Source organism: Streptomyces eurythermus (assembly GCF_014649115.1).
Classification (GTDB): Bacteria; Actinomycetota; Actinomycetes; order Streptomycetales; family Streptomycetaceae; genus Streptomyces; species Streptomyces eurythermus.
Genome location: NZ_BMSK01000008.1, coordinates 233,224 through 253,836 on the forward strand (window position 1 = coordinate 233,224; position 20,613 = coordinate 253,836).

Below are 20,613 nucleotides of genomic sequence, written 5' to 3' on the forward strand. Positions count from 1 at the left end.
GCTCCGATGCCCACCCAGTAGCCGCGCAGGGTCCGAATCCATTCAAGCTTCCGCACATCGCCGGGTGTGCCGAGGTCGCCGATCCCCGACTCGGTGCCGCAGCAAGGACAGACGCTCTCGGTCGGCTCGCCGTCGCTCCAGAAGACCGGCCCCGCGAAACCGCACCCAGAACCGCTCCTTGTCGAACCCGCAGATCCGGCAGAAGTCCTCGACGGCTTCCCCGTAGACCTTGGACTGTGGTTGTGTCCCCACCCTCACCCCTCTGCCCGGCCCTGACGGCCCACGCTCGTCGCCCGCTCCGTCCCCGCGCACGGTATCCGCGTGGCGTCGGGGTAAGGCCGCGGTTACGCCCCGGTGACGGGCCGGGGGCCGGCTGACCGGTCGAGGACAGTCCGCTTTCGGTCATTGCATGAGCCATGCATCGTACATATGGTCTTGGGCGGCACCGGAAATTCGGTACATGCCAAGAAGTCTCCTGTCAGCGGGCACTTGCTTCGGACGGACTCGGAGGACAAGCGGCGTGGTCAGCGTTCTGATAGATCAGAATGACCGTTTCCTGGATATTCTGGAGCGGCTGAGCTCGAAGTCGGTCGAGGATTACTACAATCCCTACAAGCTCTTCGAGTGGCCGGACCGACTTCCCGAGAACATGTGGTGGATGAGTCCCGAGCTCACCACCACGTACGGAACGGCCGCGGCCGAGAGGCTGACGCAGGAACAGCTCTACGCGCTGTCCCGCTACGAGAGCATCAACTTCTACAGCCTCAACGTCCACGGAATCCGTGAACTTCTCATCGAAGTGACGAAGAGGATCCACACCTCGGGGTTCGAGACCCCGTCCGAGTTCTTCCACCACTTCATCGGTGAGGAGAACGAGCACATGTGGTTCTTCGCCGAGTTCTGCCTGCGCTACGGCAAGAAGATCTACCGTCAGCCCGCCGGCGCGAGCGTGGAGATACCCCGCTCGGACGTGGAGAGCCTGCTGGTGTTCGCCCGCATCCTCATCTTCGAGGAGCTGGTCGACCACTTCAACTCCAAGATGGCCCTGGACACCCGCCTGCACGAGACGATCCGGGCCATCAACCGCATCCACCACCAGGACGAGTCCCGGCACATCGCCTTCGGCCGCGAACTGGTCTCCGCCCTCTTCGCCGAGGTCAAGAAGAACTCGACCGAGCAGGAACTGGCCGATGTGTCGGCCTACATCAAGCGGTACATGACGTACAGCTTCGAGTCGCTCTTCAACCCGCAGGTCTACCGGGACGCGGGCGTGGAGAAGCCGCAGGAGCTCCGCCGGGAACTGCTCCAGGCGCCGGCCCGGGCGAAGTTCGAGCAGAGCGTCTTCCGCAAGACCACCAAGTTCCTTCAGAAGGCGGGAATCATCTGATGCCGCCCACCACACGGTTCGACCTGGGCACCGGCGACGCGCTCGTCATCCTCCCGCCGGACCAGACCGACCTCCTCAGGGAACTGGACGCCGTCTTCTCCGGCTGGGGACGCGCACAGGGCGCCCGCGAGATCCTCCCGCCGCCGGTCTACCCGGTCCGGGACCTGGAGAAGTTCGACGTCTACACGAACTTCCCCCACCTCGCCCTGGTAGGAACCGGCCTCGACCTCGACACGGGCTCCGGCAAGCCCTCGGACGGCGGGTTCGCCCCCGAGAGCCTGCTCGGGGCGCGACTCGGGCTCCCGCACGCCACCTGCTACGGGGCCTACCTCCACCACGAGAACTCCCACGTCCCCGACGAGACCCTGATCACCCTGGTCAACCGGTGCTTCCGCAACGAGGAGCACTACGGCGGGCTGCGCCGGCTGCTGAGCTTCCAGATGCGCGAGATCGTCGCGCTGGGCTCGTACGAGCACACCCAGGACACCATCGCCCGGTTCACCGAACGGATCCTGGAGTTCTCCGGGGCCCTGTCCCTCGGCCTGGAAAAGGTGGCCGCGACGGACCCGTTCTTCGAGAACGACGGCGCGCGCGCCCTGCTGTCGAGGCTCAGCCCCGTGAAGTACGAGTTCCAGGCGGGTGACCTGGCCATCGCCTCGGTCAACACGCACCGCAACTTCTTCGGGGAACGGTGCAACATCCGCCGCGAGAACAGCGACGAACACGCCTACACCAGCTGTGTCGCCTTCGGCCTCGAGCGCTGGCTGGCGGTCCTGCTGGACCAGCACGACGGCGACGCGCACCAGGCGCTGGAAGCCGTCCGGGCGGCAGCCGAACGGGTCTCCTGACATGCTCCCGGGGCGAGTCGGGATCGATCTGGTCCCCTTCGCCCGGGTGAGCCGGCTCCTGACGCCGGAGGCGGAACCCGTTCTCCCCCGCATGCTCTCGGAGGAGGAACTCGGGCTCTGCGTCACGGAGAGCGGGCCGGACATTCCGGGAATCGCCGGACGGCTGGCCGCCAAGGAGGCCGTCTTCAAACTGTTCCATGCGGCCGGGCAGCCCATGCCGTGGCTCGGCATCGAAATCCTGAAGGAGAACGGCGGGCGGCCCGTGGTGAGGCTGAGCGGCCGCGCCGCACGACTGGCACGGGACGCCCGTGTCGGACACATCGAAGTGAGCATCGCGCACGACGATCCCTTCGCCGTGGCGGTCGCCTTCTGCGACACGGCCACGGAGAGGGAAGCACAGCAACAACTCGAATCGGCTTGAACGACTGAGGAGTTGAAATGGCTTCCGCAGGCATCGAGGAAATACGTTCGTGGATTCTGAGCCGGCACCCGGAACGGGATGACGTCGCGCCGGACGAGAACCTCATCGAGAGCCGCCTGGTCGACTCGCTGTCCTTCGTCGAACTCGTCTACGCGATCGAGGGCGCCAGTGGCGTCGAGATCGACTTCGACAACATCGACATTCGCGATTTCCAGACCCTCTCCTCCATCGAGAAGGCCTTTTTCGCGGCGGTCTGACTTCTTACGGAGGTAAGGGACGTGGAAGCTGTTTCGTATACGGCCCAGTGGACGGCGGCCGCTCGCGCCCTGGAGTCGGAGCGCACCGGGGACGCCATGTTCGAGGACCCGTTCGCCCGCGCCCTCGCGGCGCCGCGCGGCTTCGAACTGCTCGACAAGTACGGCGGTGGCGGACTCATCCCGTTCATCGCGATCCGCACCAGGTACTTCGACGACAGCGTCGACACCGTGCTGCGGGACGGCGACGTGCGGCAGGTGGTCCTCGTGGCCGCCGGAATGGACACCCGGGCGTTCCGCCTGACGTGGCCGGCGGGCACGACGGTGTACGAGATCGACCACGAGGCCTTGATGGAGGAGAAGCGCGCCCGCCTCTCCCGGCTGGGCGGCCGGGCCGCCGTCGAGCGCGTCGAGGTGAAGGCCGACCTCGCCCGGGACTGGCTGCCCGCCCTGAAGCGGGCCGGCTTCGACCCGGCCAGGCCGACGCTGTGGATCGCCGAGGGACTGATGTTCTTCCTCACCGAGGAACAGGTCGTCCACCTGCTGCGCACCCTGGGCTCGGCCTCCGCCCCCGGCAGCTGGCTGGCCGTGGACTTCGTCAGCAAGGCGCTGCTACGCAGCCCGTTCTCCCAGTCGTTCCTGAAGGGCCTGAAGGAAGACGGCACGCCGTGGCTGTTCGGGACCGACGAGCCGGAGGACTTCCTGGCCGCCTCGGGCTGGAAGGTACGGGATCTGCGCGAGCCCGGCGACCCCGGCGCCGGCGAGGGCCGCTGGCCGTACGAGGTGCAGCCGCGCGACCGCCGGGGCGTGGCCCGCAGCTGGCTCGTCCGGGCCGAGTACGCGGGCAGCTGAGGAGGCCGGGTGAGCACCGCGACGACGCTGGAGAGGATCGAGTCGTTCCTCCCCGAACGCAGCGTCCGGATCGACGACGTGGCCGCGAGCCTCGGGCTCAGACGCGCCGAGGTGGGCGTCTTCCGCAAGATCTACGGTCTGGACCGGCTCCGCTTCGACCCGGGCACCGGCCTGTTCGACCTGGTGCTCCCGGCGGCACGCCGCGCGCTGGCGGCGCTGCCCGAGGGACGCAGGGTCGAGTACGTCATCTACGCGCACACCGTGCAGGCCGTCGCCCCGCCGGACGTCGACACCGCCGCGACGATCCGGGAGGGCCTGGGGCTGCACGACGCGGAGGCGTTCGCGCTGACCCACCAGGCGTGCGTCAGCAGCCTGGGCGCGATCGACCTGGCGGGCGAACTGCTGCGCGCCGAGGCGCCCGAGGGGGCGTACGCCCTCATGGTCACCGGTGAGCGGGCGTACTCGCCGAAGGTCCAGCTCATCCCCAACAGCGCCGTCATGGCCGACGCGGCGGCGGCCTGCCTGGTGACCGTGGGCGGCCCCGGCGACGAGGTGCTGTCCTTCGTGACCCGCACGCTCGGCGAGTACGCCGCCGGGCTGGAGATGACGAAGGAGGAGACACAGGGCTTCGGGCAGGTCTACGGCACCGTGCTCGGCGAGGTGATCAACGAGGCCGTGGACGCGGCGGGACTCTCCTTCGACGACGTCGACCTGGTGGTCCCGCACAACGTGAACATGGTCTCCTGGCGCCAGACGATCAAGGAGATGGGCGCCGACCCGGAGAAGTTCTTCCTGGACAACGTCGCCCACTACAGCCACACCTACGCCTCCGACGTCTTCGTGAACTACACGACCCTGCGCGACCAGGACCGCCTGGCCGACGGCCGCTACTACGTCCTGGTCTCCGTCGGCCTCGGCGCCACCTTCGGCGCCATGGTCATCAGGCACAGGAAGCGGTGAACGCGATGTCCTTCGACGACGGCTACACCGCGGGCCTGAAAGAGGCGCTCACCGGCGACCGGGACGCCCGGTTCGTATGGCTGTGCAACTTCGAGGTGGAGAACCAGTGGGCGCGCTCCTACACCGGCCTCCCGGCGGCGCGGGGCTCGGCCACGGCCGCCACCGTGCAGCGCATGGAGGAACTGGGCGCCCTCCTGGCCGAGCCCGCCGACTACCTGCTCCTGGACCGCCCGCTGGACGAGGGCTACCGGAGCTACGCCGAGAAGACGGGCCTGGGAGCCCCCACCGAGCTGGTCACCGCCGCGCCCGCCGCGGCCGGCGGCACCGGCGCGGCCGTGCTGGACTCCCCGGAACTCCTGGAGCGGCTGCGCCGGATCGCCCGGGACGGCGCCTATCTGATGCCCATGGGCAACTCCGTCCAGGAGGAGCGCATCGGCGAGCTGACCGGGCTGCGCCCCGCGGTGCCCGACGCCGCCACCTACGAACGCGTCAACAGCAAGATCTACAGCCGGCGCGTGGCCGAGGAGCTGGGGCTGCGCACCATCCCCGGCCACTGCTGCGAGACGGTGGGGCAGCTGCGGCACGCCCTCGAGGGGCAACTGGGCGAGGACCGGCCGGTGATCGTCAAGGACGCCTACGGCGTCTCGGGCAAGGGCCTGCTGGTCCTGGACAGCCGCAGGAAGGCCGACCGGCTGCTGCGCATGGTCGAGCGCAGGGCCGCGAACCGCGGTGACGACGCGCTGCACGTCGTCGTGGAGGCGTTCCTGCCCAAACGCTTCGACCTCAACTACCAGTTCACCGTCGACCGCCGCGGCCGGGTGCGCCTGGACTTCGTCAAGCAGGCCCTCACCTCCGGCGGTGTGCACCTCGGCCACGTCATGCCCGCGGACCTCACCCCGGCCCAGCAGGACGAGCTGGCGACGGCGGCCGTGGCACTGGGCGGACGCCTGTACGCGGACGGCTTCTTCGGTGTCGTCGGCGTGGACGCCCTGCTCGGGGCCGACGACCTGGTCTACCCGGTCCTGGAGATCAACGCCCGGCTGAACATGTCCAGTTACCAGGGACGGGTCACCGAGCGCTTCGGCCGCCCCGGAGGAGCGGCACTGGCCAGGCACTACCCGCTGCGGCTCGCCGAACCCCTGCCGTTCGAGGCGGTCACCGACGCGCTCGGCACCCTCGCCGAACCGCCCCACGACGGGGACGGGCTCGTCATCACCTGCTTCGGGACGGTCAACGCCCAGGCCGGCGACGTGCTCGCCGGCCGACCGACCACGCCGGCACCCCACTTCAACGGCCGGCTCTACACCATGCTGTTCGCCGGGGACCGCGAGGGACTCGACGCGCTGGACCGCCGGGTCGAGGCCGCGCTCGACCGACTGAACACAGCCGGGAGGACGCCATGAGCAGTCGGGAACTCCACGTACAGGGCATACCGGTGTCACGGATCGCGGAGGAGTTCGGCACCCCGCTGTTCCTCTACGACGCCGACGTACTGCACTCCGTCTACACCTCGCTGAGGGAGCGGCTGCACCCCGCCGTCGACATCTTCTACTCCCTCAAGGCCAACCCCAACGTCAGCGTGTGCGGCTACCTCGCCTCGCTGGGCGCCGGGGCCGAGATCTCCTCGATGGTCGAGCTGATGACGGTACGGCGGGCCGGCATCGCGCCCGAGAACGTCATCTTCCTGGGACCGGGCAAGACCCGCGCCGAGCTGGAGGCGTGCGTCACCGCCGGCATCCACGCGGTGGTGTGCGAGTCCCTGGAGGAGGTCACGCTCCTGGAGGAGATCGCGGGCGAGCTGGGGCGCGACGACGTCACCGCGCTGCTGCGCATCAACCCCGACTTCCACACCAAGGGCTCCGGCCTGGCCATGGGCGGCAAGCCGCGGCAGTTCGGCATCGACGCCGACACACTGCGCGGCTCGAGGGAGCTGATCGCCGCACTGCGCCGGGTGCGGGTGCGCGGCTTCCACGCGTACATGGGGACGCGCTTCCTGAACGCCGACGACCTCGTGCACAACACCCGCGAGATCCTCGCCCTGGCGGCCGAGCTGTCCGACCGGCTGGGCATCGTCCCCGAGACCGTGGACTTCGGCGGCGGATTCGGCGTCGCCTACTTCGACAACGAGAAGAGCCTCGACATCGAGACCACGGTGGCCGGCATCAACGAGGCCGTCGCCTCGTTCACCGCCAAGTACCCCCGCTGCCGCCTGATCAACGAGCTGGGGCGCTACCTCGTCGCGGCCTGCGGCACCTACGTGGTGCGCGCGCTGTACGTCAAGGAGTCCCTGGGCGAGAAGTTCGTGATCGCCGACGGGGGCACCAACCACCACATGGCCGCGGTGGGCATCGGCAGCTTCGTCAAGCGCAACTTCCCGATCCGGTCGCTGAGCCGGCACGGCGACGAGGCCGCGGACACCTACACGGTCACCGGACCGCTGTGCACGCCCAACGACGTCATCGGCAAGAAGGTCCAGCTGCCGCCGGTCGAGCCCGGCGACCTGATCGGCGTCGAACTCTCCGGCGCCTACGGGCCGACCGCCTCACCCGGGCTCTTCCTCAGCCACGGGTTCCCCGCCGAGGTCCTCGTGCACGGCGGGAGAGCCCACCTCGTCCGCGAACGGGACCGCAAGGAGGACCTGCTCGACAGGCAGCGCCTCGTGGACTTCACCCGCCACTGAAGGAACCCGGCACCGAAGGAGAACATCGGCAATGGAACGTCACGACGTGGTCAACGCCGTCGAGAAGGCGCTCAGCGAGGTGCTGGAGCAGCCCGTCACCGGCCTGACCGAAGAGGTCCGGCTCTTCGAGGACCTGCACCTGGACTCCACCTCGGTCCTGGAGATGCTGATGGCGCTGGAGGACGCCATCGACGTGTCCGTGGACCCGGAGAACCTCGACATGGACGACTTCAAATCGGTCGGCACCCTCACCGACTACGTCCTGTCCCAGCAGACCACCAGCGGAGTCTGAGGCGGATCGCGCATGCCGGCCCTCCTTGCGGCCTGCGGGGTGGTGGCACCGCCCCGCAGGTCCCCCGAAGCGACCCTGTCGAACCTCTCCTACTACCGTGACCTGGTCGAGCCCTTCGGCCTGGAGGTGGACGAGACGCTGCTGCGCTCCGCGCCCCACGTCAGCCACCGCGACCTGGTCGACCGGCTGGTGGCCGCCTCCGACGTCCGCGACAGCGAACCCGACCTGGTGATCGTGGCGCACGCGCTGCCGGACATCACCCCGTTCACCGCCATGGCGCCCTACCTGGACCGGCTGCTGGGCGGCCGGGCCGTCAACTTCGGCATCCACCAGCAGGGACTGGCCGCGCCGTTCACCGCGCTGCGCGTCGTCTCGGCCTTCCAGCGGGCGGGCCGCTCCCGGCGGGCCGTGCTCGCCGTCCTGGAACAGACCACCCTGCCCACCCGGTTCCCCCTGGTCCACGACAACCACCTCGTCGACTCCGGGGTCCTGCTGGTCCTCGGCACCGACGGCGGCCCGCGGATCGCCCGGGTGGAGTCCGTCGCGGCGACCGAGTCCGCCGCCACCCGGCTCGGCGAGCTGACCGCGAAGGACCCCGACGGCACGCTGCTGGTCACCGGCCCCTGGCTGGACCGCGACCCCCTCGGCCAGGACGTCCCCTCCTTCCGCTGCAACCCGGGCACCTACTGCACCAGCGTCTGGCTGGCGCTGGCCCGGCACTGGACCGACTGGCGGGAGCGCTACGGCACCGTGCTGCTGTGCGACACCGACCCGCTCTCCGGCGGCACCCACATCGCGGTACTGCACTCGGACCGGGCCCGGGACGCGGCGCGGGAGGAGCGATGACGACGACGGACACCACGCTTCCCGCCCCGGTCATCGGGTGGCTGGAGGCGTTCGCCGGGGAACTGGACGACTGCCACGAACAGGCCGCGCCGGGCGGCACGGTGTCCTCCCCGGCCGGCTGGACCATCGCCTCCGCACAGCGCCTGCCCGCGGGCACCCCGGTCCCCGGCACCTCGGGCACCCTCGCCGCCGTACGCGACGCACCACCGGCCGGCGACCCGGCGGCGCGGGTCTTCTCCGACGCGCTGGTGCGGCTGCACTGGCGGCTGCTGCGCGACGTCCTCGACGGCGCCGTCAGCCGCCTCGACGGGCGCACCTCGGAAGGCGCCCCGCTGCTCGGCCGCCAGCTCGTACGGGGCACGGTCGCGGACGTGGCCCTGGCCCTGTCCGAGACCCGGGACCTCCTCGACCTGCCCCGGCCCACCGCCGGGCGCCGCCGCCGGATCCACCGGGACCTGGTCGCCGCCGGCCGCACCGCGCTCGTGCTGTACGGCGCGAGCAGCTTCGCGGCCGAGGGACCGGGCCGGCTCCTGTACGCGGCCGAACTGCTGGGCAACACCTATCTGCACACGGGAGAGCCCGAGGAGGGAGCCGGCCGTGAGTGAGCCCCCGCTGCCCCGCCGGACGGAGGTGCTGCGCTCCCATGTCAGGGACGCGGCCGCGCAGCTGCGGGACCCCGGCATGGAGATCGACCGCGATCCCACGGCCATCGACCGGTGGCTGCACCTCCCCGCGGCCGATCTCATGCGCCTGAGCACCATCCCCGTGGAGTACCTGGACGCTCCGCTGCGCATCGACGGGCACACCTACGACATGCGCTCCTGCCTGGAGCACACCGTCACCATCGAGGAACTGAGCTACGGCGACGCCGGCTTCATGCTCGCCTGCCCCGGCCCGCTGATGTCCGGGGTCGCGGTGGACGCGCTCGGCGACGACAAACAGCGGCATGCCTACTACGAGCGGCTGAGCCGCCCCGAGGCGACCTGGACGTTCTTCGGGCTCACCGAGCCCGCGAAGGGATCCGCGGCCACCGAGCTGGAGACCGCCCTGACCCCCGACGGCGACGGCTTCCGCCTCAGCGGAGCCAAGCGCTATGTGGGCAACGCCGCCTTCGCCCGGCTGGGCGTGGTGTTCTGCCGCCGGGCGCCCGGACCGCTGGGCATCGAGGCCGTGCTCGTCGACACCCGGGACCCCGGCTTCCGGGCCGAGCTGATCCCGACCGTCGGGATGCGCGGCGCGCGCATCTCCGCCATCACGCTCGACGGCGTACGGATCGAACGGGAGCAGGTCCTCGGCTACGACACGCTCAGGCCCAGCCGCCGCGGACTGGTGGGCGCCATCCGCACCCTCCAGCGCTTCCGCCCGGTCCTCGCCGGCACCGCCCTCGGCCTGACCCGCGCCGTCCTGGACCACGTCCGCCGCGAACGCCCCGCCCTCACCGGAACGGCCCGCGGCCGGCTGGAGGACCTGCGGGACCGGCTGGAGGCCACCCGGCGGCAGAACTACGACATCGCGTCCGCGATCGACGCGGGAAAGGTGCGCTCCGACCGCATCGCGGGCGTCAAGACACGCGCCGCCGAACTGGCCGAACGCGCCACCCTCGCCGCCGCCGACCTCCTCGGACCCGCCTCCCTCCTCGAGGACCCGTGGCTCGGCAAGCTGTACCGCGACGCGCGGGCCTTCGAGTTCATGGAGGGCACCGGCCACATCCAGCGGCTGGCGGTCTTCCAGGGCGTTGCCAAACACACTTTCCTCGCATGACCCCGGTCCCCGCACCGGGGCCGGGGCAGGAGACAGGGAGCGAGCCATGTGGATCGGCATCGACGTGATGACCGAGGACGAACTCGGCGACCTGCTCGGCCGGCCCTGGTTCCGCCGTTACGTCTACGACGCCGACGAACTCGCCCTCGCGGACTCCTTCGGCGCCGAGCGTGCCCGCGAGTTCCTCACCGGCCGCTTCGCCGGCAAGGAGGCCGCGCTCAAGGTCATCGGCACCGGCGTCGGGGCGGGAGTGACCCCCCGCCAGGTGGCCATCCTGCGCGCGGACGACGGGGCCCCCGTGGTACGGCTGTCGGGGACCGCCGCCCAGCGCGCGCGGGAACGGGGCATCGGCGCCCTCAATCTGTCCATCACCCACAAGAAGGGCTTCGTCGTCGCCGCGGCCATCGGGGTGCCCGCCCCGTGCGGGCACCACCGCGACCGGCCGGACGACTGACCCCGCCCCGTCTCCTCCCGCCCGCCGTGCCCGTATCCGCCGCCGGTGCGCCCCGCGCACCGGCCCACCCCTCACAGGGAGCGATGTGTCCCGTCGCCTGTTCACCTCGGAGTCCGTGACCGAGGGCCACCCCGACAAGATCGCCGACCAGATCAGTGACACCATTCTCGACGCGCTGCTGGAACAGGATCCGTCCTCCCGGGTCGCGGTGGAGACCCTGATCACCACCGGTCAGGTGCATGTGGCCGGCGAGGTCACCACCGCCGCGTACGCGGACATCCCCGCGCTGGTGCGGGGCAGGATCCTCGACATCGGCTACGACTCCTCCAAGAAGGGCTTCGACGGCGCCTCCTGCGGTGTCTCGGTGTCGATCGGCGCGCAGTCCCCGGACATCGCGCAGGGCGTCGACACCGGCGGCGCGGGCGACCAGGGCCTGATGTTCGGCTACGCCACCGACGAGACGCCCGAGCTGATGCCCCTGCCGATCCGCCTCGCCCACCGCCTGTCCCACCGGCTCTCCGAGGTCCGCAAGAACGGTGCCGTCCCCTACCTGCGTCCCGACGGCAAGACGCAGGTCACCATCGAGTACGACGGTGACAAGGCCGTCCGTCTGGACACGGTGGTCGTCTCCTCCCAGCACGCCTCCGACATCGACCTGGAGACCCTGCTCGCCCCCGACATCCGCGAGTTCGTCGTGGAACCGGAGCTGAAGGCCCTGCTGGCGGAGGACATCAAGCTCGACATCGAGGGCTACCGCCTGCTGGTCAACCCGACCGGCCGCTTCGAGATCGGCGGCCCGATGGGTGACGCGGGCCTGACCGGCCGCAAGATCATCATCGACACCTACGGCGGCATGGCCCGGCACGGTGGCGGCGCCTTCTCCGGCAAGGACCCGTCCAAGGTGGACCGCTCGGCTGCGTACGCGATGCGCTGGGTCGCCAAGAACGTCGTGGCGGCCGGCCTGGCCTCCCGCTGCGAGGTCCAGGTCGCCTACGCCATCGGCAAGGCCGAGCCCGTCGGCCTCTTCGTGGAGACCTTCGGCACCCACACCGTGGACGCGGGACGGATCGAACAGGCCATCGGCGAGGTGTTCGACCTGCGGCCCGCCGCGATCATCCGTGACCTGGACCTGCTGCGCCCGGTCTACGGCCGGACCGCCGCGTACGGGCACTTCGGCCGCGAGCTGCCCGAGTTCACCTGGGAGCGCACCGACCGGGTGGACGCCCTCCGCGCCGCCGCCGGCCTGGACTGACCCCTGACGGACCGTCCGCGCACCGTGTTGCGGACGGTCCGAACCGCCCCCCGGCGCTCGTGCGCCCGGGCGGGCCGAAGGAGGAAGCACCGTGCGTATCGCCGTGACCGGATCCATCGCCACCGACCATCTGATGGTCTACCCGGGCCGGTTCGCCGACCAGCTGGTCGACGGCCACCTGGAGCGGGTCTCGCTCTCCTTCCTGGCGGACACCCTGGAGATCAGACGCGGGGGAGTGGCCGCGAACATCGCCCTGGCACTGGGACGGCTGGGCCTGCGCCCGCTGCTGGCGGGAGCCGTGGGCACCGACTTCGCCGAGTACCGCCGGTGGCTGGAGACGAACGGCGTGGACACCCGGCTCGTCCACGTGAGCGACACCCTGCACACCGCCCGCTTCGTGTGCACGACGGACACCGACCAGAACCAGATCGCCACCTTCTACGCGGGAGCCATGGCGCAGGCCCGTGTCATCCGGCTCGAACCGGCCGCCCGGCAGCCCGGCGGGCTGGACCTGGTGGTGGTCGGACCCAACGACCCCGAGGCGATGCTCCGCCACACCGACGAGTGCCGCGCGCTCGGCGTCCCGTTCGCCGCCGACCCCTCCCAGCAACTCGCCCGCGTCACAGCCGAGGAGGCCAGGCGGCTGATCGACGGCGCCCGCTACCTGTTCACCAACGAGTACGAGGCCGCCCTGCTCCGGCAGCGGACCGGCTGGACGCACGAGGAGATCCTGGAACGCGTGGGGACCTGGATCGTCACGGCCGGCGCCGACGGCGTGACCATCACCGGGAAGGGAGGGCCGCGGCACGCGGTCCGGGCCGTGCCGACGGACCGCGCCCAGGACCCCACCGGTGTCGGCGACGCCTTCCGGGCCGGCTTCCTGGCCGGCGCGGCCTGGGACTGGCCGCCGGAGCGCTCGGCCCAGCTCGGCTGCGCGCTGGCCACCGTCGTCCTGGAGTCGGTCGGCACGCAGGAGTACAAGCTCTCCGCGGCCGACCTGGCGATCAGGATCGAGGAGACCTACGGCAGGACCGCGGCCGCCCGGATCCGTACGCGCCTGTGGGAGGTGCTCTGACGGCCCCGGGGCCCGGTGCGGGGCGTCACCCCGCACCGGGCCCCGTCCGGACGCGCGAGAGCCCGCCGGCCGGATGCCGTCAGCCGCCGCCGAGGGTGCCGATCAGGCCGGCGCTCGCGGCCGCCGCGCCGGCCTGGAAGCGGCTCTCCGCCCCAAGCTCCTCCATGATCGCCGCGATATGGCGCCGCAGGGTGCGGGAGGATATCCCCACCCGGCGGGCGATGACGTCGTCCTTGAGACCGCAGGCGAGCATCTTCAGGATGGCGTTGCGGACGTTGTTGAGCGAGGTGCCGTTGGAGGCGTTGCCGTCGAAGACGCAGGCCGGCTGCCAGGTGTTCCGGTAGATGCCGCACAGCACCTTCACGATCGCCGGTTCGTAGACGGCGGTGACCGCGGAGGCTGCCCCGTCGGAGGAGTCGGTGGGCAGGAACGCCGTCTCCTGGTCGACGATGATGACGAAGTGCTGCACCTCGTCCGACGTGCGGACCTCCGCGCCCGAGTCCAGGTCCTGCTGGAGGATCGCCCGGAAACTGGGATGGGACCTGGCCGAGTGGGGGTACAGCGTGCGCAGCCGCACCCCGCGCCGTACCGCTTCGTAGGAGAGCCGGAGGGTGTCCTTCAGGATCTGTGTCTCATAGCTGCACACCGGCCACATCGTGAGGATCTCCCCCGAGGACTGGCGGATGGAGTCCATCAGCCTCAGGGAGATCTCGCGCTGGTTCTCCAGTGTCGCCACCAGCCGGCTTGTCCGCTGGGTGCGCTGATGCCGCTTGAAAGATTTGGAGAAACGTTCCAGCTGGTGGTGGATGGCGACCAGTTCGCGCCGTTTCTCGTGTATGGCGGATTCCAGGGGCAGGACGAGTTCCGTCTCGGCGGCGTCGGGGTCGGCCGCCAGGAAGGTGTCCTGCTCCTTGCAGTGCCGGACGAGTCTCAGCCGCAGCAGTTCCCGCATCGCCCGGTCGACGGCGGCGCTCGCCACCCCGAGCGCCGTGGCGATCTCCGTCGTGGTCGCCGCGTGGTACGACAGGACGTGGTCGTACACCCCGAGAAGCAGGTCCTCGCCGACGTCCTGACCGCGTGCCGTCGGCTCGCGACGAGTTCTCTCGTTGTCCTCGGCCGACAGCTCGGATAAGCCTGCGTACGCGAGCATGTTCTCCACTGCGCTCACCATCCCGAGTCAGACGGTCAAAGAGGTTCGTTGCGGAGGATCCCGGCGATCTCCTCGGCGACCTCCGCTACCTTTTCGTTCAGGAAGAAATGGCCACCGGAGAAGCGTCTGATCCGGAAACCCGCAGATGTGTGCCGTTCCCATCCCTGCTCCCCGCCGCCGGTCAGATACGGATCCGCGTCGGCGGACAGGAAGGATATGGGACAGCCGACCGACGCGTTTTCGGGGGCGAGATAGGTCGAATTGGCGTGATAGTCGTTCTTCACGACCGCCAGAATCGGCTCCAGGAACTTCTGTTTCTCGAAGAACCGGGGAGGAATGCCGCCCAGCTCCTTGAGTTCGGCGATGATCTCCTGGTCGTCGTGCGGTGTGTGGCTGCCGAGCCCGTCCGAGGGCGAGCGGCGCCCGGACACGATGAGCTGCCGGGGGGCGGCGCCGGCGGCCTCCAGGCGCCGGGTGACCTCGAAGGCCACGACCGAGCCGAAACTGTGGCCGAAGACGGCCACCGGTCTGTCGAGCCAGGGGCGGACCTCTGCGGCTATGCGGTCGGCGAGTGCGCCGACGTCCCTGACCGGCGGCTCGCCACGGTTGCCCGGGCGGCCCGGGTACTGGACGGAGAGCGCCTCCACCTCTTCGGGCAGGGCCGCGGACAGCGCGTTGTAGGCACTGGCCGAAGCGCCGGCGTAGGGACAGCACACCAGGCGGATCCGGGGGTTCACCCGGGGTACCGCACTCCGGATCCACTCGCTTCTCTTGTCGAGGGGTTGGACGGCCATGTCACCTTCCGTGTGCCCCCGGAGGGGGGTCGTACCGGATCGGTCGCAGGAATTGCCCGAGAATAGCGCACCGCCGGTGCGGGCGAATTTCATGTCATGCCGTGCTGGTCACGCTACTGACGGTCGCGTCATATGTCAACGGTGTTTCCTGCGGGTATCGTGAGTGGCGTGTGGCAGGTGAAGTTTTTTGACGAAACGGAGGAATTCACCGGGCGGACCCTTTCGGGTGGCCCGCTCCATTCCAGGGAGAGCAACCTCTTTTGAGGAGTGCGGGACCATGGGCAATCCGGTTCGGAATCATCCGTATTCACCCGCGGGCCGGAGACCGGCGAGTGGCTCCGGCCGGCCGCCCGGGGCGGCCCCGGTCGGTCAGCCGAGCCGCGACGGCGGGCGCCGCCGGGAGGGCGGGACCGGTGACGGCCGACATCGTCGGCCGGCGGCCCAGGGGCCGCGCGAGGGTCTTGAAGGGGCCCGTACCGGGGGCGGCGTGGCGCGCCACGGCCACCGCGAGGCCGCCGCCACGGCAAGGGGTGAGGCCGGACATGGCGTCTCGGTGGTCCGCACGGTCTCCGTCATGAGCGCACCCGCACCTCCCGCGATCCCGGCCGCCGCAGCGGCTGTCGCATCCTCCTTCGATGAGCATCGTCACTTTCGATGCGAATCAAACTCTGGAGTATGTGACCGACGGCCGGACGGGCACCGCGTGCGAAGCGGTACGGCGGTCAGGACAGCAGTCTCTGTGCCATCTGCCGCGCCCGCCGGAAGGGTTCGACGCTGCGCTCGCTCATCGCGGTGACCACGGCCCCGTCCATGAGCAGCGTGAACTGTTCCGCCAGCTCCGCCGCCCCGGCGTGACCGGCGTCCTCGATCACGCCGCGCACATAGTCGGCCACCTTGCGCTTGTGCTCGACCGCGAGCCGGTGGACGGCGCTGCCGGGTTCCTTCGCCTTCTCCGCCATGGCGTTGATGAAGGCGCAGCCGCGGAACGCGCTGTCCTCAGCCCCCTCGGCCAGGGCGTCGAAGACGGCCAGGGGTGTGCCGCCGCGGGCCTCCACCCGCTCCCGCAGCCACTGCCTCCACTGCTCGTCCCGGCGCTGCAGGACCGCGGACACCAGATCGTCCTTGCCGTCGAAGTGCCGGTAGAGGGAGGCGCGGCCGACCCCGGAGTGGCTCAGAAGGCGCTCCAGGCCCACGCCGTTGATGCCCTCCTCGTAGAAGAGCTCATCGGCTGCCTGGAGAAGGCGGTCACGTGCGCGAGTCGGCATGTGACCAGGGTAGTCGCCCTTGACGCTAAACGGTACCGACCGATACCGTCCGCCAATATGGTACCGATCGGTACCGAAATCGAGGAGGGTGCATCGTGAGTAAGTCCGTCCCGGACCACAAGAGCGGGACGCCTGAGGGGAAGACCGACGAGGGAGAGTCCGCCGCGCCGTGGCGGGGAGTCCTCGTCCTGGCATTCGGTGCCTTCGCCATCGGTACGGACGAGTTCGTGCTCGCCGGTGTCCTGCCCGAGCTGAGCGACTCCCTGTCCGTCAGCATCACCACCGCCGGACAGGTGGTCACCGTGTTCGCGCTGACCTGCGCGGTGATGGCACCGATCCTGGGCACGCTCACCGCCGCCTGGCCACGCCACAAGGTGCTCAAGCTGTCCGTGCTGGTCTACCTGCTCGGCGTCGTGGGGACCGGTCTCGCACCGTCGTTCCCCGTGGTCCTGGCGGCCCAGGTGGTCGCCGCCGTCGGTGCCGGCCTCTACATCCCGGCGGCCAGTGTCACCGCCTCGGCGCTGATGGGGCCCGAACGCCGCGGCCGGGCCATCGCCGCCGTCACCACCGGACTCACCGCCGCCACCGCACTGGGCGCTCCGATCGGGACCGTCGTGGGCAGCGTCCTCGACTGGCGGGCCACGATGTGGTTCATCGCCCTCCTCACCGTGCTGAGCCTGTCCGGCGTGTTCACCCTCGTGCCGGCGGTGGTCGTCGGGGCTCCGGGAGGTCTGCGCCAGCGCCTCGCGCCGCTCGGCGACCGCCGTGCGGTGGCCGTGCTCGCCGCGACGCTCGTCGCCTTCACCGCGGCGTACATCGTCTACACCTACATGGCCGAGGTGTTCGCCCCCGCCACCGGCGGCGACGGCAGGAAACTGGCCATCCTGATGTTCGCCTTCGGCCTGACGGGCATGGTCGGCAACTTCTACGCCGGGACGCTCGCCGACCGGTTCGGGGCACGGGTGGTGGTGGGCGGCGCGGTCACCCTGCTGGCGGCCAGCCTCCTCGTGCTGCCGCTCGCCACCGGCTCGTTCGCCGCGGCGACCGTCGTCATCGTGGTGTACGGCGTCGCGGCGTGGGGCATCACCGCGCCGCAGCAGTCGCGCCTGATCACCCTCAACCCGGAGTCGGCTCCCCTCCTGATCTCCCTCAACGCCGCGTTCCTCTACCTCGCCATCGCCCTGTCCGGCGTCATCGGCGCGGTGGGCATCAGCACCATCGGGGCCCGGAACATCAGCCTGATCGGCGCCGCCGTGGCCGTGCTCGCGCTGGGCCTGTCCGAACTGGGGCACCGGCTGGCCAAGACCTCGCCGGCGCGAACGGCCAAGGTCACCGCGTAGCCGGCCGACGTGTCATTCAACCCGTAGTGAAGGGCGTTCCTATGTGCGGAATCGCTGGATGGGTGGACTTCGAACGCGACCTCGTCAGGGAGGTCGCCGCGGCACAGACCATGACCAGGACGATGGCCTGCCGGGGCCCCGACGACGAGGGGATCTGGAGCGCCGGGCACGTGACGCTCGGACACCGCCGGCTCGCGGTGATCGACATCGAGGGCGGCCGGCAGCCGATGCGCACCCCGGAGACCGGCCCGGACGGGGAGCCGCTCGTGGTCGTCAGCTACAGCGGCGAGGTGTACAACTTCAAGGAGATCCGCGAGGAACTGGTCCTCCTGGGGCACCGGTTCCGCACCAGGAGCGACACCGAGGTCGTGCTCCGCGCCTACCTCCAGTGGGGCAGTGCCTTCGTCGACCGCTTCAACGGGATGTACGCCTTCGCCCTGTGGGACACCCGGACCGAGGAACTCCTCCTGGTCCGGGACCGCCTCGGGATCAAGCCGCTCTTCTACTACCCCACCCCCGCCGGAGTGCTCTTCGGCTCGGAGCCCAAGGCGATCCTGGCGAACCCGCTCAGCAGCGCGGTCATGGACCTCGACGGCCTGCGCGACGCGCTCGCGCTGGCCCGGGTGCCCGGACGGACCCCGCTGCGGAACCTGTACGAGGTACGGCCGGGCCACATCGTCCGCGTCAGCCGCACGGGGCTGCGCCAGGAGGCGTACTGGAGACTCGAGACCCGCCCGCACACCGACGACATCCCCGCCAGCGTCGCGAAGGTGCGGGAGATCCTCGAGGACGCGGTCACCCGGCAGATGGTCTCCGACGTGCCGCTGTGCACGCTGCTGTCGGGCGGCCTGGACTCCAGCGCGCTGACCGCGCTCGCCCAGCGTTCGCTGGACGCCGACGGCGGGGGACGGGTCCGCACGTTCTCCGTCGACTTCGCCGGGCTCGCCGAGAACTTCCGGCCCGAGCCGTTCCGGGAGGCGCCCGACGCCCCGTTCGTCACCGAACTCGTCCGGCACGTGGGCACCGACCACCGGGAGATCCTGCTCGACACCGCCCGGCTCGTCGAGCCCGGCGTGCGTGACGCGGTCCTGCGGGCCTGGGACCTCCCGTACGGGATCGGGGACCACGACCCGTCCCTCTACCTGCTGTTCAAGGCCGTCCGCGAGAACTCGACCGTGGCACTGTCGGGGGAGTCCGCCGACGAGGTCTTCGGGGGCTATCTGTGGTTCCACGACCCGGTCGCCTCGCAGGCCGACACCTACCCCTGGCACGCGATCAACAAGGTGCCGGTGAGCGAGCAGGCCACGAGCTTCCTGGACCCCGCCCTGGTCAAGGAGCTGAGTCTCGCCGAGTACATCGCCGACCAGTACCACAGCGCCGCCGGCGAGGTCACCCACCTGCCCGGTGACAGCCCGGACGAACGGCGGATGAGACTGGCGAGTTACCTCAACATCACCCGCTTCCTGCAGATGATGCTGGACCGCAAGGACCGGATGAGCATGGCGACCGGCCTGGAGGTCAGGGTCCCGCTGTGCGACCACCGGCTCGTCGAGTACGTCTACAACGCGCCCTGGTCGGTGAAGACGTTCGACGGGCGGGAGAAGAGCCTCCTGCGGCACGCGGCCAAGGACCTGCTGCCGGAGTCGATCGTCCGGCGCCGCAAGGCGCCCTACCCCTCGACCCAGGACCCCGGGTACGACGAGGCGGTCAACCGGGAACTGGGCCGGATCGTCGCCGACCCCGACGCGCCGGCACTGCCGCTGCTGAACCTCGAGGCGATCCGTTCCCACCTCGCCAAGCCGGTCGACACCCCGTACTCGATGATGCAGCGCTCCGTCTACACGGAGACTCCCGTGCGGCTGAACGCCTGGATGGAACTCCACGGCGTCGACACGCGCGGCCTGTTGGTCTGAGGGCCGGCGCCCCCGCGACGAGGGCGGGAGGGTGTCCGCCCGGGCACCCTCCCCGTACGCCCGGCGGGATCAGAACTCCTCGTCGCCGAAGTCCTCGTCGCCGAACTCCTCCTCGCTCATGCCGGGCGGGGAGAAGATGCCCTGCATGATCTGCTTCATGTCCAGCACCTTGGCGTCGGCCGGCGCGGTGGGCTTGATGCCGTCGCTCATCCGCAGAACCAGGCCCAGCTTCTTGACCTTGGCGGTCTCGGCCAGCTTGGCGAGGTCCACGTTCACCTCGGACAGCTCACCGTTCTTCAGCGTGAAGTCCGCCGTCACCTTGGCGTTGGGGGCGTCCTTCAGGTCCTTCTCCGTCGGCAGGTCCATGCCCGGCGGCAGGTCCTTCGCCAGCGGGCGGATCTCACCGATCATCTTGGTCATCAGCGTACGGAACGGGGCCGTCGCGGTGACATGCTCGGTGTCACCGTCGCCGTCGGCCGTCTTCAGCTTCACCTCGCGGGCGACGACCTCGCGCAGGGACTTCATGAGCTTCTTCTGCGTCTTGGCGTCCAGGGACGGGGCGGGCGAGGGAGCGTCCTCGTCCTCTCCGCCGCCGAGGCCGGCCTTCTCCATCTCCTTGACGCTGAACTTCACCCACTTGCCCTGCAGGACGTCCTTGAGGGCGCCGGCCTCCGGCGGCAGTTCGTCGGCGGACGGGACGGGGCTGCCCGACAGCTTGCCGAGGGTGTCGGCGTCGGCGCGGAGGTAGATGAAGTCACCGATCATCCGGTACTCGGCGAGGTCGCCGTCCGGGCTGCTGACCTTCATGGCCATGCCTACGAGGTCCTTCTCACCGGACTCGGCGAGCGGCTTCTTCGACTCCACGGTGAGCGTGATCTTCGCGTCGCTGAGCAGCTTCGCGGCCTCGTCGGGGATCTCGTCGCCGGGCTCCGGCTCGGACTTGGCGTCCAGCGCCTTCAGGGTCGCGGCATCGGTGTCCAGGTCCAGCTCGAAGGAGAGCGTCTTCTTCTCGCCGAGCTTGTCGAAGGCCTTGTCGAGCTTCTGGCCGGCGGAGAGCTGCTCCACCGTT

General features: G+C 70.2%; 21 protein-coding genes. 17 read left to right on the forward strand and 4 right to left on the reverse strand.

Annotated elements, in window-relative coordinates; all coding sequences use genetic code 11:
- Positions 1-520: 520 nt before the first annotated feature.
- The 15 genes from IE251_RS17330 to IE251_RS17400 all read left to right on the forward strand — a co-directional run bounded on the left by IE251_RS17330 (position 521) and on the right by IE251_RS17400 (position 13,082).
- On the forward strand, positions 521-1,387 hold the full coding sequence (locus IE251_RS17330) for a diiron oxygenase (RefSeq protein ID WP_189753870.1): 867 nt from the start codon (positions 521-523) through the stop codon (positions 1,385-1,387).
- Complete coding sequence (locus IE251_RS17335; protein WP_030788591.1) at positions 1,387-2,235, forward strand: class-II aminoacyl-tRNA synthetase family protein; 849 nt, start codon at positions 1,387-1,389, stop codon at positions 2,233-2,235. Before IE251_RS17330 ends, IE251_RS17335 begins: the two co-directional genes overlap by 1 nt.
- Position 2,236: 1 nt before the next feature.
- Positions 2,237-2,656 carry a holo-ACP synthase gene (locus IE251_RS17340; RefSeq protein WP_189753871.1) on the forward strand — a complete coding sequence of 140 codons (420 nt, stop codon included), beginning with the start codon at positions 2,237-2,239 and terminating at the stop codon, positions 2,654-2,656.
- A 17-nt stretch (positions 2,657-2,673) separates the two neighbouring features.
- Entirely contained in the window at positions 2,674-2,913 is a 240-nt protein-coding gene (locus IE251_RS17345; protein WP_030788598.1) for a phosphopantetheine-binding protein, read from the forward strand.
- 21 nt (positions 2,914-2,934) lie between these two features.
- Positions 2,935-3,762 (forward strand): class I SAM-dependent methyltransferase, encoded by an 828-nt coding sequence (locus tag IE251_RS17350; RefSeq protein WP_189753872.1) that lies wholly within the window; start codon positions 2,935-2,937, stop codon positions 3,760-3,762.
- Between the two features lie 9 nt (positions 3,763-3,771).
- Positions 3,772-4,722, forward strand: coding sequence for a 3-oxoacyl-[acyl-carrier-protein] synthase III C-terminal domain-containing protein (locus tag IE251_RS17355; RefSeq protein WP_189753873.1), 951 nt, complete (start codon positions 3,772-3,774; stop codon positions 4,720-4,722).
- Between the two features lie 5 nt (positions 4,723-4,727).
- Complete coding sequence (locus IE251_RS17360) at positions 4,728-6,125, forward strand: preATP grasp domain-containing protein (RefSeq protein ID WP_189753874.1); 1,398 nt, start codon at positions 4,728-4,730, stop codon at positions 6,123-6,125.
- Entirely contained in the window at positions 6,122-7,402 is a 1,281-nt protein-coding gene (locus tag IE251_RS17365; protein WP_189753875.1) for a type III PLP-dependent enzyme, read from the forward strand. The genes IE251_RS17360 and IE251_RS17365 overlap by 4 nt, the downstream gene beginning before the upstream one ends.
- Before the next feature lie 31 nt (positions 7,403-7,433).
- The gene (locus tag IE251_RS17370) at positions 7,434-7,694 is read left to right on the forward strand and encodes an acyl carrier protein (RefSeq protein WP_030788613.1); all 261 of its coding nucleotides are present in this window, start codon (positions 7,434-7,436) and stop codon (positions 7,692-7,694) included.
- 12 nt (positions 7,695-7,706) lie between these two features.
- Positions 7,707-8,540: a beta-ketoacyl-[acyl-carrier-protein] synthase family protein gene (locus IE251_RS17375; protein WP_189753876.1), complete on the forward strand. Its 834-nt coding sequence runs from the start codon at positions 7,707-7,709 to the stop codon at positions 8,538-8,540.
- Entirely contained in the window at positions 8,537-9,145 is a 609-nt protein-coding gene (locus tag IE251_RS17380; RefSeq protein ID WP_189753877.1) for a hypothetical protein, read from the forward strand. The genes IE251_RS17375 and IE251_RS17380 overlap by 4 nt, the downstream gene beginning before the upstream one ends.
- A complete protein-coding gene (locus IE251_RS17385; RefSeq protein WP_189753878.1) occupies positions 9,138-10,301 on the forward strand; it encodes an acyl-CoA dehydrogenase family protein in 1,164 nt (387 codons plus the stop codon). The genes IE251_RS17380 and IE251_RS17385 overlap by 8 nt, the downstream gene beginning before the upstream one ends.
- Before the next feature lie 46 nt (positions 10,302-10,347).
- Positions 10,348-10,755, forward strand: coding sequence for a holo-ACP synthase (locus IE251_RS17390; protein ID WP_189753879.1), 408 nt, complete (start codon positions 10,348-10,350; stop codon positions 10,753-10,755).
- 85 nt (positions 10,756-10,840) lie between these two features.
- Positions 10,841-12,007, forward strand: a complete 1,167-nt coding sequence (gene metK, locus IE251_RS17395) for a methionine adenosyltransferase (RefSeq protein ID WP_189753880.1) — start codon at positions 10,841-10,843, stop codon at positions 12,005-12,007.
- Positions 12,008-12,098: 91 nt separating this feature from the next.
- A complete protein-coding gene (locus IE251_RS17400; protein ID WP_189753881.1) occupies positions 12,099-13,082 on the forward strand; it encodes a carbohydrate kinase family protein in 984 nt (327 codons plus the stop codon).
- 79 nt (positions 13,083-13,161) lie between these two features.
- Here IE251_RS17400 and IE251_RS17405 read toward each other — a convergent pair whose 3' ends face one another.
- The 3 genes from IE251_RS17405 to IE251_RS17415 all read right to left on the reverse strand — a co-directional run bounded on the left by IE251_RS17405 (position 13,162) and on the right by IE251_RS17415 (position 16,291).
- Positions 13,162-14,253 carry a helix-turn-helix transcriptional regulator gene (locus IE251_RS17405; RefSeq protein ID WP_189753882.1) on the reverse strand — a complete coding sequence of 364 codons (1,092 nt, stop codon included), beginning with the start codon at positions 14,251-14,253 and terminating at the stop codon, positions 13,162-13,164.
- A 14-nt stretch (positions 14,254-14,267) separates the two neighbouring features.
- On the reverse strand, positions 14,268-14,969 hold the full coding sequence (locus IE251_RS17410; protein ID WP_189753883.1) for a thioesterase II family protein: 702 nt from the start codon (positions 14,967-14,969) through the stop codon (positions 14,268-14,270).
- Between the two features lie 779 nt (positions 14,970-15,748).
- Complete coding sequence (locus tag IE251_RS17415) at positions 15,749-16,291, reverse strand: TetR/AcrR family transcriptional regulator (RefSeq protein WP_189753884.1); 543 nt, start codon at positions 16,289-16,291, stop codon at positions 15,749-15,751.
- Positions 16,292-16,386: 95 nt separating this feature from the next.
- Between IE251_RS17415 and IE251_RS17420 the strand changes: the two genes are divergently transcribed.
- The gene (locus tag IE251_RS17420) at positions 16,387-17,631 is read left to right on the forward strand and encodes an MFS transporter (RefSeq protein WP_189753885.1); all 1,245 of its coding nucleotides are present in this window, start codon (positions 16,387-16,389) and stop codon (positions 17,629-17,631) included.
- A 41-nt stretch (positions 17,632-17,672) separates the two neighbouring features.
- Positions 17,673-19,544, forward strand: coding sequence for an asparagine synthase (glutamine-hydrolyzing) (gene asnB / locus IE251_RS17425; protein ID WP_189753886.1), 1,872 nt, complete (start codon positions 17,673-17,675; stop codon positions 19,542-19,544).
- Positions 19,545-19,613: 69 nt separating this feature from the next.
- Here the strand turns inward: asnB and IE251_RS17430 are convergent, their stop codons facing one another.
- Positions 19,614-20,609 carry a hypothetical protein gene (locus IE251_RS17430; protein ID WP_189754021.1) on the reverse strand — a complete coding sequence of 332 codons (996 nt, stop codon included), beginning with the start codon at positions 20,607-20,609 and terminating at the stop codon, positions 19,614-19,616.
- Between the last annotated feature and the right edge of the window lie 4 nt (positions 20,610-20,613).